Annotated in this window: 10 protein-coding genes; 6 read left to right on the top strand and 4 right to left on the bottom strand. The window is 66.7% G+C overall.

Annotated elements, in window-relative coordinates:
- Positions 1-279 precede the first annotated feature (279 nt).
- The 3 genes from AC5RWT_RS29335 to AC5RWT_RS29325 all read left to right on the top strand — a co-directional run bounded on the left by AC5RWT_RS29335 (position 280) and on the right by AC5RWT_RS29325 (position 2,911).
- Positions 280-927, top strand: coding sequence for a hypothetical protein (locus AC5RWT_RS29335; RefSeq protein ID WP_493969369.1), 648 nt, complete (start codon positions 280-282; stop codon positions 925-927).
- Between the two features lie 355 nt (positions 928-1,282).
- Positions 1,283-1,900 carry a nuclease PIN gene (locus tag AC5RWT_RS29330; protein ID WP_493969368.1) on the top strand — a complete coding sequence of 206 codons (618 nt, stop codon included), beginning with the start codon at positions 1,283-1,285 and terminating at the stop codon, positions 1,898-1,900.
- On the top strand, positions 1,901-2,911 hold the full coding sequence (locus tag AC5RWT_RS29325) for an inorganic phosphate transporter (RefSeq protein ID WP_494083274.1): 1,011 nt from the start codon (positions 1,901-1,903) through the stop codon (positions 2,909-2,911).
- A 182-nt stretch (positions 2,912-3,093) separates the two neighbouring features.
- Here AC5RWT_RS29325 and pstB read toward each other — a convergent pair whose 3' ends face one another.
- From pstB to pstS, 4 genes are all read right to left on the bottom strand, one after another.
- A complete protein-coding gene (pstB, locus tag AC5RWT_RS29320; RefSeq protein WP_494083273.1) occupies positions 3,094-3,873 on the bottom strand; it encodes a phosphate ABC transporter ATP-binding protein PstB in 780 nt (259 codons plus the stop codon).
- Positions 3,874-3,900: 27 nt separating this feature from the next.
- Complete coding sequence (gene pstA, locus AC5RWT_RS29315; protein ID WP_494083272.1) at positions 3,901-5,016, bottom strand: phosphate ABC transporter permease PstA; 1,116 nt, start codon at positions 5,014-5,016, stop codon at positions 3,901-3,903.
- Positions 5,016-5,930, bottom strand: coding sequence for a phosphate ABC transporter permease subunit PstC (pstC, locus tag AC5RWT_RS29310; RefSeq protein ID WP_493969799.1), 915 nt, complete (start codon positions 5,928-5,930; stop codon positions 5,016-5,018). Before pstC ends, pstA begins: the two co-directional genes overlap by 1 nt.
- Positions 5,931-6,095: 165 nt before the next feature.
- The gene (gene pstS / locus AC5RWT_RS29305; protein ID WP_493969364.1) at positions 6,096-7,208 is read right to left on the bottom strand and encodes a phosphate ABC transporter substrate-binding protein PstS; all 1,113 of its coding nucleotides are present in this window, start codon (positions 7,206-7,208) and stop codon (positions 6,096-6,098) included.
- A gap of 245 nt (positions 7,209-7,453) precedes the next feature.
- On the opposite strand from pstS, the gene AC5RWT_RS29300 reads away from it, so the two are divergent.
- The 3 genes from AC5RWT_RS29300 to disA all read left to right on the top strand — a co-directional run bounded on the left by AC5RWT_RS29300 (position 7,454) and on the right by disA (position 11,158).
- Complete coding sequence (locus AC5RWT_RS29300; protein WP_494083271.1) at positions 7,454-8,581, top strand: FUSC family protein; 1,128 nt, start codon at positions 7,454-7,456, stop codon at positions 8,579-8,581.
- Positions 8,582-8,610: 29 nt separating this feature from the next.
- The gene (gene radA, locus AC5RWT_RS29295) at positions 8,611-9,978 is read left to right on the top strand and encodes a DNA repair protein RadA (protein WP_494083270.1); all 1,368 of its coding nucleotides are present in this window, start codon (positions 8,611-8,613) and stop codon (positions 9,976-9,978) included.
- 106 nt (positions 9,979-10,084) lie between these two features.
- Complete coding sequence (gene disA / locus AC5RWT_RS29290; protein WP_494083269.1) at positions 10,085-11,158, top strand: DNA integrity scanning diadenylate cyclase DisA; 1,074 nt, start codon at positions 10,085-10,087, stop codon at positions 11,156-11,158.
- Positions 11,159-11,257 lie beyond the last annotated feature (99 nt).

Here is an 11,257-nt window from a genome sequence, read left to right as displayed (position 1 = left end):
ACCCGCGACCCGCGGATTAAAAGTCCGATGCTCTACCAACTGAGCTAAAGGCCCGCCAGCCATTCCGCTTCGCTCAAGATGGAACCTGAGCAAGGCCGGATTTTGGCCAGTGCCTAGTTTATCGCACGCACTGCCACGCATTCGAATCCGGGCTGCTGCGTTTCGCCGGCGGCCGTTTCCCGGTGCGGCCACGGACCTGCTGAGGTGCCCTGAGACGCCCGGGCGCCGGGACCCGGCGCCTCTCTGTACCGGCGTCAGGGGCCGGAGTAAGGTCGAGATATGAGCCCGAACAACGGAAACGATGTCCCCCGGCCGCACAAGCCGAAGCCTTTTGCCCCGTTGGATTTCGAGGACTTCGCCGGCGGCGCCGACCCGGCACGCGTCTCCGAGGCCGCCCATCTTGCGGCCCAGGCTTTGGTCCACCGCGGCCGCGGATCGGATGATCCGGAAGTCACCAGGCGCCTGGTCAAGCTGGCCGACCAGCAGGGCCTGGAGGCCATAGCGGAAATGTGGTCCGAAAGCCCTGCCCGGTCCCTGCCGGGGGCGCTCTGGCGCCTTTACGCCCTGCGGGCGGCAGCCCAAGCGAATCCGGACAAACTGGCAGCCTTCTTCAAGGCGGGCACCGCATCGGCGGAAGTGTCAAAGGTCATCGCGGGAGTCGCCGAGCCACCCGGTGCGGACGAGGTCCGGGCCATGGCGGACACCATCCTTTCCGGGGCCTTCGACGGCGACTTCGACGTCGCGCTGGACCGCTCGGCGGCCTTTTGCCGGATCGTAGCCCTGGGCCAGACTCATCACGCCGACTCCGCAGAGCCAGCCAACGAGAACCATGCCACCAAGCTCACGCTGAACTCCCACCGCCTGGTGAAGACCGCCGAGGATCTGGAAGCAGCTGCTGCCGCCTGGCGCCGCGGCGAACTCGACTGACACCCGCCCGCCGCGGAGTTTGATTTGCTGCCCCGCAGCGCTGCCGCGGTGACAACGGCAGCGGCCGGAAAGCGCCTTTGAACATGACGCGCGCGTTTACCACACATCCCGTCCGCTGACACGTTTTTCCTGGGTCTTTCGGGGCTGTTGACATCCGCTGTGAGGCGTAGAAAACTGAAGGTGGTGTCGAACTGTGGCAGCCCCGGGCTCCAACTCTTAGCCGCCTCGAGCGGCCTTCCGCCGAGAGGCGCTCCCAGTTCGGCACCATTAATTTTTGTTCACCCAGAGGCGCTAATCTAGGCACGGCGGATGCTTCCCTTCCGCTGTTCGGACCAGTGAGAAAACCGCCGGTGACATGAAGCTAAGCCTCTTCCCCCAGGACACCAAGAGCCTCGAGTTGCTCGCCCAGACAGCAGCCGAGCTGATGGCGGGAGTTAAGACCCTCTCGGAGATCCTCGGGGCACCTGCGGACGACTACGACAAGCTCTCCGAAGAACTGCACGACCGCGACGCCAACGTCTCCCGCCTGCGGTTCGCGCTGTTGACCACGTTGCGCACCAGCTTCGTCAACCCGCTCCCCCGCGAGGACATGTTCCAGCTGTCACTGCATCTGGTGCACACCTTCGAACACCTTGACGGCGCCGCGGAGCTGATCGCCCTGAACCGGGTCAAGCGCCTGTCCAGCCGGGCATCGGAGCAGTTGGAAGTCATCGGACGGATGTCGGAAATGACCCGGGACGCCATGCCGCGGTTGAACTCCCTGGAGGACCTCGACGAGTACTGCATCGAGATGGTCCGGCTGGCCAAGCGGGCCGAACGCACCCACCGGGTGTGGGTCTCCGAGCTTTTGTCCGAACACAAGGGTGCCACCTTGGCCCGGCACCGCGACGTGGCCGACCAGCTGATAGCCGCCACCAAAACCCTGCGCCAGGCGTCCCACCACGTGGGTCAGATCCTGGTCAAGGAATCGTAGGTGGAGCTGTTCCTCCTGGTGCTGGTAGTCGCATTCGCAGGCTGCTTCGCCTTTATTAACGGCTTCCATGACGTTTCCAACGCGGTGGCCACCGCCGTGCGCACCCGCGCACTCACCCCGGGCATCGCCGTCGTGCTGGCGTCCGTCTGCAACCTGGCCGGTGCGCTGATCTCCAGCACCTTGGCCGTGGCGATCAGTACCGGCTGGATTGGTCTGCCCGATGGGCGCTCCGGACTAGCGATCCTGTTGGCGGGGCTGCTGAGCGCCTGTGCGTGGGGAGTGCTGACCTGGTGGCACCGGATGCCGTCGTCGTCCACGCACGCGCTGCTCGGAGGCCTGATCGGCGCGGGGACGGCGTCCACCCTGCTGGGCGGCGAGAACATCAGTGCCACGGAAAACCCCATCTGGGGGCAGTTGATCCTGCCGCTGCTGCTGTCCCCGTTGGTGGCGTTCCTGCTCTCCTACCTGGCGATCGTCCCGCTGACCTGGCTGGCCCGGTACCGGACTCCCCGCGAGGTAGGCCGAACAACGCGGCTGGCCCAGGCGGTCTTTGCCGGCACGTTCTCGCTGGGCCATGGGCTGCAGGACGGACAGCGCACCATGGCCGTGGTGCTGCTGGGACTGGCGGCGGCCGGATATGCCTCCGACCACCAGATGCCGTTGTGGGTGCAGCTGTTCGCGGCGGTGCTGCTGGCCGTCGGCGCGCTCTTCGGCGGCTGGCGGATCTCGCACACGCTCGGGTCGCGGCTGGTCCGGATCGATCCCCTGCACGGCGCCACCGCCCAGGGCGTCAGCTCCGCCATGCTGTTCATCGGGGCCATCGGCCTGCAGATGCCGCTCTCCAGCACGCACACCATGACCGCCGCGATCCTCGGCGCCGGTTCCACGCAGCGGATGCACGCGGTGCGCTGGCGGGTGGCCATCCGCGTGCTGGCCACCTGGGTGCTGACCCTGCTGGTGACCTCGCTTCTCGGCGGCATTTTGCTGCTGGCCCTGGATCCGCTGCTCTAACCGAACCGGCCAGGGACGGTACCGCCAGCCAGTTGGCGGCCTTCACGCTGGCGTTCCTGAACACGGCGACGGCGGGGACTCCCGTTCACCACAACGACGGCGGTGCCCCGCGCCCAAAGGGTCAGGCTCCGCCGTCGTTCCGGCCGTGCGGAGGCCTATCCCGAAGCGGCCTGTGCGGCGCTTTATCCGAAGCGGCCGGAGACGTAGTCTTCCGTGGCCTTCTCGGTGGGGTTGCTGAAGATGGACGGGGTATCGCCGTATTCGATCAGCTTGCCCGGCTTGCCGGTGCCGGCGATGTTGAAGAACGCCGTTTTGTCCGACACGCGGGCTGCCTGCTGCATATTGTGGGTCACGATCACCACGGTGTACTCCGTCTTGAGTTCTTCGATGAGGTCCTCAATGGCCAGCGTGGAGATGGGGTCCAGCGCGGAGCAGGGCTCATCCATCAGGATGACCTGCGGGGAAACCGCGATGGCGCGGGCAATGCACAGGCGCTGCTGCTGGCCGCCGGAGAGGCCGGAACCGGGCTTGTTCAGGCGGTCCTTGACCTCATTCCACAGGTTGGCGCCGGTCAGCGACTTTTCCACCAGCGCGTCCGCGTCCGACTTGGAAATCCGCTTGTTGTTCAGCTTGACTCCGGCCAGCACGTTGTCGCGGATGGACATGGTGGGGAACGGGTTGGGGCGCTGGAAGACCATGCCGATCTGGCTGCGCACCGCGACCGGGTCAACGCCCTGGCCGTAGAGGTTGTCGCCGTCCAGCAGGACTTCGCCCTCCACCCGGGCGCCGGGCAGCACCTCGTGCATCCGGTTAAGGGTGCGCAGGAAGGTGGACTTGCCGCAGCCGGAGGGGCCGATGAACGCTGTCACGGACCGGGCGTCGATGTTGATGTTGACGCCCTCCACCGCTCGGAAGTTGCCGTAGTAGACGTTCAGGTCCTTGACGTCAATGCGTTTGGACATGGGGGGTTCCTTCTCTTTGGTTCTGGCTCAGCGGCCGGTCTTGGGGGCGAAGATGCGCGCGATCAGCCGGGCGGCCAGGTTCAGGAGCATCACGAAGATGATCAGGATCAGGGCCGCTGCCCAGGCGCGCTGCATGCTGGGGTCCACATTGGTGGGCGAGGTCGGATTCATCAGCTGGCGGTAGATGAAGGTGGGCAGGGTGGTCATCCAGCCGCCGAACACGTTCCAGTTGATGCTGTTGACGAAACCTGCGGTGACCAGCAGCGGGGCGGTCTCGCCGATGATGCGGGCGATGGCCAGGGTGACGCCGGAAGCGATGCCGGAGATCGCCGTCGGCACCACCACCTTCAGGATGGTGCGCCACTTGCGCACGCCCAGCGCGTAGGACGCTTCCCGAAGTTCGTTCGGGACGATCTTGAGCATTTCCTCGGTCGAGCGAACAACCACCGGGATCATCAGCACGGAGAGCGCGACGGCGGCCACGAAGCCGGTGCGGGTGCTCGGCCCGAAAATCATTCCGAACAGTGCGGCGGCGAACAGGCCGGCCACGATCGAGGGGATGCCGGTCATGACGTCCACGAAGAACGTGATGCCGCGCGAGAGCGGGCCGCCGGAGCTGTATTCGACCAGATAGACGGCCGTGAGCAAGCCGATCGGCACCGAAATGATCGTGGCCCAGAGGGTGATCAGCAGGGTGCCGACGATGCCGTGGTAGGCGCCACCGAGGACATCGGTGCCGTTCGCCACCGTGTCGTTGTCGATCATGCCGGTCATGCCGTTCATCGAGGTGAAGATCAGGTTGTAGCTCAGCCCGGCGATGCCGTTCTGCAGCACGGTCCAGATCACCGAGATCAGCGGCACGACGGCGATGATGAATGCCGCGCAGATGAGGTTGGTGGCGAAGCGGTCCTTGGCCTTGCGGGCGCCCTCCACCGAGAGCGTCACCACGTAGCCGGCGATCACGAAGATCACGGCCGAGAGCAAGGCCCAGGACACGAGGCTGAAGCCGATCAGCGACGAGACGGCGGCGCCCAGGATGAGCGAACCGGCTGCGACGGCCCAGATGGCCCAGCCCGGCAGCTGGTTCTTGGTGAGCGTATTGCGCCTGGTCGGAGCCGGGGTGTCAGTGAGCAGTTTGGACATCAGTTGGCTCCCGAGAATTCCTTGTGCCGGCTGATGATCCAGCGGGCGATCATGTTCACGGCCAGGGTGATGACGAACAGCACCAGGCCGGCGGCGATCAGTTCGGACAGCCGCAGGCCGTACGCCTCCGGGAAGTTCAAGGCGATCTCTGCGGCAATCGTCTGGTTGCCCGACTTGATCAGGCTGGCGATGAGTCCGCCGCCGGAGAGCACCATGGCCACCGCCATGGTCTCGCCGAGCGCGCGGCCCAGGCCCAGCATCACGGCGCTGATCACGCCGGGCCGGGCAAACGGGAAGACGGCCATCCTGATCATTTCCCAGCGGGTGGCGCCCATGGCGAGGGCTGCTTCCTCATGGAGTTTGGGTGCCTGCAGGAAGATCTCCCGGCTGAGCGAGGTGATGATCGGCAGGACCATCACGGACAGCACGATTCCGGCCGTCAGCATGGTCTTGCCGGTCTGGCTGGCCGGGCCGGCGAAGATCGGAATCCAGCCGGCGTTTTCCGCCAGCCAGGTGTAGGGCCCCACCAGCGCCGGGGCGAGTACCGTCATGCCCCAGGCTCCATAGACGACCGAGGGAATGGCCGCCAGGAGGTCCACCACATAGCCGAGGCTCTGCGAGAGCCTGCGCGGGGCGTAGTGGGAGATGAACAACGCCACGCCCACGCCGACCGGGGTCGCCAACAGGAGGGCAATGGCTGCGGCGATCAGCGTGCCGATGACGATCGGCCAGATGTAGCCCCAGAAGCCGTTCCCGCCGGTGATCTTGGCGGGGTCTGCCCCGAACGTCGGCAAGGCCTGCCAGAGCAGGAACGCCGCCACGCAGAACAGCACGAAGAGGATCAGGCACCCCGCGGCAAGCGCAAGGCCGGAAAAGACCTTGTCACCGGCGCGGCCCGTGCCGGTCTCGGTCATTGTTTGGGACACTTCACAACCCTTCGGGTTCCTTCTGTACTTCGCCTGGCTGTTCTGCCAGTCTTGCGGGTTCAACCCGCCCCGGCAATCTCGCCGGGACGGAACACGGCTGCGCCCCGCGCGTCAAACTGCGACGGCGCGGGGCCAACCGGACTTCGATAAGGACTAGGACTTCACCGAGATGGAGTCGATAGCGGTCTTGGCCTGCTCGCGCAGGGTGTCGGAAATCGGCGCGTTGCCGGCCGAGTCCTGGGCCGCCAGCTGTCCTTCTTCGCTGATCACGTAATTGCCGAAGGCCTTCACCAGGTCCACGGTGTTCTGATCAGCATAAGTCGAGCAGTAGATGTGGTACGAAACCAGCACGATCGGGTAGGCACCCGACTCGGTGGTGTCCCGCTTGAGGTCCAGGGACATGTCCACGTCGCTGCGGCCCTCGACCGGCGTGGCAACCTCTACGGCCTTGGCAGCAGCCTCGGGGCTCAACTCCACGTATTCCTCGCCGACCTTGACCTTCACGAGGCCCAGATCCCCGACGGCGGAAGCGTCGGCGTAGGTGATGGCACCGTTGGTCGCGGTGGTGGCGGAGACAACACCGGAGGTGCCCTGGGCGTTTTCGGCCTGGAGCTTGGCGGGCCAGTCGCCGGAGACTTCGTCGGTCCAGACGTCGCCGGCAGCGGCAGCCAGGTACTCCACAAAGTTCTCGGTGGTGCCTGATTCGTCGGAGCGGTGGACCACGGTGATGGGCGTGTCGGGCAGCTCCACGCCGTCGTTCTGCGAGGCGATGGCTTCGTCGTTCCAGGTGGTGATCTCGCCGCGGAAGACCTTGGCGATGGTCCCGGCGTCCATGTTGACGGAATCCACGCCTTCGAGGTTGAAGGCCACAGCGATCGGGGAAACGTAACCCGGGATGTGCATGGCGCCGTCGGGGCCGCAGACCTGCCGGGCCTGCTCCCATTCTTCCTCGTCCATGTACGCGTCCGAACCGGCGAACTGCACGCCGCCGGCCAGGAACGCGTCGCGGCCGGCACCGGAACCGTCCGGCGAGTACTGCACGCTGGCCTCGGGGTTCTGCGCGGTAAAGCCGGCCATCCAGGCCTGCATGGCGGAGTCCTGCGACGAAGCGCCCGCGCCGGAGAGCGTTCCGGAAACGGTTGCAGCCGACTCGGTGCTGCCGGCTGCGGCCTGGCTGCCGGTGGCGTTGTCGGAGCCGCAGGCTGTCAGCGCCAGTGCGGCAACTGAGAGGACGGCGGCCGCGCGGCCGATGCGAAGTGCCTTCACGTGTATGGTCCCTTTCAGGGTGAGAACGGATCAGGACGACCGGACGTACCCTCCGCCCTGGCGTCTTGCACCTTTGACGCTATGGGCGCCACGTAAAGAATGTGCCCGGTAAAAGTGAACGCAAGGTGAACAAGACCGAACGGTTTCCCATCAGGCGGCGCGCAGGTCTTGTCTTCGTGAGCATCCTCATACTAGGGGCCCCCCGTCCGGCCGGAGGCCCGGCTGGCCCCGCCTAGACTGGGAGCATGAGCGCAGGCACCCGGTTGGCAGATGCCCGGTCGTTCCTGCGCAGACGCGGGCGGGCCGGCTATAGCCGCAGCAAGTCCTCGCTCATGCCGGCGTTGCGGATCACCTTCTGCGCCGTGGCCGCCTACGTGGTGGCCGAGCAGGTGCTGGGACACGAGGGCCCGCTCTTCGCCGCAACCTCGTCCATCATCGCTCTTGGCTTCGCCAAGGGACCGCGGGTGCGCAAAGTGCTCGAAGTCGCTCTTGGCTGCACGCTGGGCATCGCCGTCGGGGACCTGCTGCTCCACTTCCTCGGCCCGGGCATCTGGCAGGCGGCCCTGGTGCTGTTGGTTTCCATCCTGCTTGCCAGGTTCCTGGACAGCGGCAGCATCTTCACCACCCAGATGGCTCTCCAGTCAGTGCTGGTGGTGTTGTTGCCGGCACCGTCCGGCGGACCCTTCACCCGCAGCCTCGATGCCGTCATCGGCGGCGCCTTCGCGCTGGTCGTGACCATGCTGATTCCCGGCGATCCGCGCTCCGAACCGCGTTCCAAGCTGCAGAGGCTGCTGGATGAGGTCTCCTCGGTACTGCGGGAGTGTTCGGATGCCCTGGCCCACAGCGACTCCACCAAGGCCTGGCACGCCCTGGTCCGGGCGCGGGCCAGCCAGTCCCTGATCGACGATGTCCGTGGCAGCTTCTCCTCGGCGCAGGAGGTCGCCCGGATTTCTCCCGCCTACCGCCGCCACCGGGATGAAGTGGGGGACCTGCAGGATGCGGCTGAAATGGCGGACCTGGCCATGCGCAACAGCCGGGTCTTCTCCCGGCGCATGACCTCCGTCATCAACCACGCAGCCATGACCGACGACGCGATCGCGGCGTTCTCCGACGTGCTTCAAGAGACCGCCGACGCCGTCGAAATCCTCGCAGGCGGCCTCTCCGGCCGGGACCCCGGCGCCCGCGAGCGCCTGCTCTCGGGAGCCCGGAACGATCTGGCCGCGGTTGCCATGCGCCTTCATCCCAAAACCCTCGGCATTACCGGCTTGGAGGGCGAGAGCCTGGTGCTGGTCTTCAGGCCGCTCATGGTGGACCTGCTCAAGGCCGCCGGGCTCGACCAGGACGACGCGACGTCCTACCTGCCCAAACTCTGATTGTCCTCCGCCCCCGTTACTGTGGGTGCATGAGCACCAAGACCCGTTCCAAAGCCCCTGCCTACCGCTGCGCCGAGTGCGGCTGGAGCACGGCCAAATGGGTGGGCCGGTGCGGGGAGTGCCAGGCGTGGGGAACTGTCGAAGAGGCCGCCCAGGTGACGGCTCGCACCACCGCCGCGGCCTCGGTCTCCCGGCCGGCGGAGCGGATCGCCGACGTCGATGCGACCACGGCGGCCTTCCGCGCCACCGGCGTCGGCGAGCTCGACCGGGTGCTCGGCGGCGGGCTGGTCCCGGGTGCGGTCATCCTGCTGGCCGGTGAACCAGGCATCGGCAAGTCCACCCTGCTGCTGGATGTGGCGGCGCGGGTGGCCCGGCTAGACCGCGACGTGCTGTACGTCACCGGCGAAGAGTCAGCGGCGCAGGTCAAGCTCCGGGCCGAGCGGATCTCAGCGGTGGCGGACAACCTCTACCTGACCGCCGAAACAGACTTGGGCATAGCGCTGGGCCACGTGGAGCAGCTCCAGCCGGCGCTGCTGATCGTGGACTCGGTCCAAACCCTGAGCAGCAGCGCCGTGGAAGGCGCGGCCGGAGGAGTGACCCAGGTGCGCGAGGTGGCGGCCTCGCTAATCAACGCTGCCAAGAGCACCGGCATGACCACGATTCTGGTGGGCCACGTGACAAAGGACGGCTCGATCGCCGGGCCGCGGCTGCTGGAGCATCTGGTGGACGTGGTCTGCCAGTTCGACGGCGACCGGCATTCGCGCCTGCGGCTGGTGCGTGCGGTCAAGAACCGCTACGGCCCCACCGACGAGGTGGGCTGCTTCGACCTGACCGAGGGCGGCATCGAGGGATTGACGGATCCGAGCGGGCTGTTCGTGTCCCGGACCAAGGACCCGGTCTCCGGCACCTGCATCACCGTGACGCTGGAGGGCCGGCGGCCGCTGGTGGCCGAGGTGCAGGCCTTGCTGGCCGAGACCTCCAACGCGCAGCCGCGTCGTGCCACCAGCGGGCTTGATTCTTCCCGTGTGGCCATGATGATGGCCGTGCTGCAGCGCCGCGCTTCCATGTCGCTGCACAAGGACGACAGCTATGTGGCAACGGTGGGCGGGGTCCGGCTGAGCGAACCGGCCACCGACCTGGCCACGGTCCTGGCCATCGCCTCGGCGAAGACCAACCAGCCGCTGCCGGCGCAGTTGATCGCCTTCGGAGAAGTCGGCCTGGCCGGGGAGGTCCGGCCGGTGCCCGGCATCGGCCGCCGCATTCAGGAGGCAGAACGCCTCGGGTTCACGCACGCGATCGTCCCGGCATCTCCTGACGGAGCAGGCCAGGTCCCCGCTGGTTTCACCGTCAAGGAAGTTCACACCGTCTCCGAAGCGCTGTCCACGCTGTTCCGCTGAGCGCGGGAGGAGAAGGATAGCCGGTATCCGGCACTATCATGGAGCCTGGGGCTGCCCGGACGGCGGCCCCCTCCCCATGCCCGCCCGCCTTAAGGAAACGCCCCACATGGTCAAAAGCCCCGAGGTCGCCCTCAAGGCGACGCTGGCCCGCGTAGCGCCCGGAACGCAGCTGCGCGACGGGTTGGAACGGATTCTTCGCGGGCGGACCGGAGCGCTCATCGTGCTCGGCTACGACCAGCAGGTGGAAAACATCAGCAGCGGTGGCTTCGACATCGGGATCGAGTTCTCTCCCACCCGCTTGCGGGAGCTGGCGAAGATGGACGGGGCCATCGTCTGTGACAAGGACGCGGCGAACATCGTCAAGGCCGCCGTGCAGCTGGTCCCGGACCCCTCCATCCCCACCCAGGAGTCGGGCACCCGGCACCGCACCGCGGAACGGGTCGCCATCCAGACCGGGCTGCCGGTCATCTCGGTCAGCCAATCGATGCAGATCATCGCGCTGTATGTGGAGGGCATCCGGCATGTCCTGGAGGGCTCCGAGCCGGTGCTCGCCCGGGCCAACCAGGCGCTGGCCACGTTGGAGCGCTACCGTGCCCGGCTGGACCAGGTCACCGGTTCGCTCTCGGCGCTGGAGATCGAGGCCATGGTCACCGTGCGGGACGTAGCGGTGACCCTGCAGCGGCAGGAAATGGTGCGCCGCATCTCCGATGAAATCTCCCAGTACGTGCTGGAACTTGGCGTGGACGGGCGCCTGCTGTCACTGCAGTTGGATGAACTGACTTCCGGGCTCGGCCCGGACAGCGAGATGATCCTGCGCGACTACGCGGACATCAAGGGCGGCATCGACGTCGCCGCCGCCTTGCAGACGCTGCGCGGTTTCACCTCGAACGACCTGATCGACCTGGGCCGCGTTGCCAGTGTGATCGGCATCCAGGCCGGGCAGGATTCCCTGGACGCAGTGGTCCAGCCGCGCGGATACCGGCTGCTGGCCGCGGTCAAGTCGGTACCGCGGGCGGTGGCAGACCGTCTGGTCGACCATTTCGGTGGTCTGCAATCGCTGATGGCCGCCAACATCGACGACCTTATGGCGGTGGACGGCATTGGCGAACAGCGTGCCCGGGTCATCCGCGAAGGCCTGTCCCGTATTGCCGAAACCAGCCTGCTGGACCGGTTCCTCTAGCCTCCTCAAGCCAGGGTTCCGCTAGCGCAGTTCGAAGACTGTCTTGCTGCTGGACTTGTTGTCCAGCTTCGTCACCAGAACATAGGTGCCCGGCTGCGG

Source organism: Arthrobacter sp. Dra40, assembly GCF_059091905.1.
Note: the sequence above shows the minus strand (reverse complement) of the source record. Positions and strands in the feature narration are given on the sequence as shown.

Bases quoted from the DNA above. Each gene is read 5' to 3' on its own strand.
- AC5RWT_RS29335 (WP_493969369.1), top strand. From the start codon at position 280: ATGAGCCCGAACAACGGAAACGATGTCCCCCGGCCGCACAAGCCGAAG.
- AC5RWT_RS29330 (WP_493969368.1), top strand. From the start codon at position 1,283: ATGAAGCTAAGCCTCTTCCCCCAGGACACCAAGAGCCTCGAGTTGCTC.
- pstB (WP_494083273.1), bottom strand. From the start codon at position 3,873: ATGTCCAAACGCATTGACGTCAAGGACCTGAACGTCTACTACGGCAAC.
- pstA (WP_494083272.1), bottom strand. From the start codon at position 5,016: ATGTCCAAACTGCTCACTGACACCCCGGCTCCGACCAGGCGCAATACG.
- pstC (WP_493969799.1), bottom strand. From the start codon at position 5,930: ATGACCGAGACCGGCACGGGCCGCGCCGGTGACAAGGTCTTTTCCGGC.
- AC5RWT_RS29300 (WP_494083271.1), top strand. From the start codon at position 7,454: ATGAGCGCAGGCACCCGGTTGGCAGATGCCCGGTCGTTCCTGCGCAGA.
- radA (WP_494083270.1), top strand. From the start codon at position 8,611: ATGAGCACCAAGACCCGTTCCAAAGCCCCTGCCTACCGCTGCGCCGAG.
- disA (WP_494083269.1), top strand. From the start codon at position 10,085: ATGGTCAAAAGCCCCGAGGTCGCCCTCAAGGCGACGCTGGCCCGCGTA.